The sequence below is a fragment of the Rhodococcus sp. P4_B6 genome (assembly GCF_056402215.1).
The window spans coordinates 1-551 of the sequence record NZ_JBFUHV010000503.1 but is presented as its reverse complement, the minus strand read 5'-3'; the positions used below and the strand labels follow the sequence as shown (position 1 = coordinate 551).

Here is a 551-nt window from a genome sequence, read left to right as displayed (position 1 = left end):
GGTCGGCGACGGCGCGCATCCAGTCCGAGGCCGCCACGAACGGGCCGGCCGCATCCGACAGCGCCTGGGTGACGTAGGGCAGCGGGGCGTCGGTGCCCGGGTCCCGCAGCGCCTGGCGTTCGGATTCGATGCCGTCGCGGCGCAGTTCACCCCAGGAGGTGACCGACCACACGTCGGCGGCCACACCCCACTCGTCGGCGAGCAGCTGCTGCGCCCGCAGGCCCTCGGGCATGGTGACACCGGAGACCAGGATCTGCGCCTTCGGGCCCGAGGCCTCGGACTTCTTGAACAGGTACAGGCCCTTGAGCAGGCCCTCGACGTTCAGGTCGGCGGGCTCGGCGGGCTGGGAGTAGGGCTCGTTGTAGAGGGTGATGTAGTAGAAGATGTCCTCCCCACCGAACCCGTCCACCCCGTCGGTGCCGCCGTACATCCGGCGCAGCCCGTCCTTGACGATGTGCGCGATCTCGTAGGAGAACGCCGGATCGTAGGCCACCGCCGCCGGGTTGGTCGAGGCCAGCAGCAGCGAGTGCCCGTCGGCGTGCTGCAACCCC

At 70.6% G+C, this 551-nt stretch carries 1 protein-coding gene; it reads right to left on the bottom strand.

Features of this window, described 5'->3' with window-relative positions; translation table 11 throughout:
* A partial coding sequence (locus tag AC1DWT_RS51820; protein WP_477926348.1) for a transketolase-like TK C-terminal-containing protein occupies positions 1-551 on the bottom strand: 551 nt, incomplete at both ends.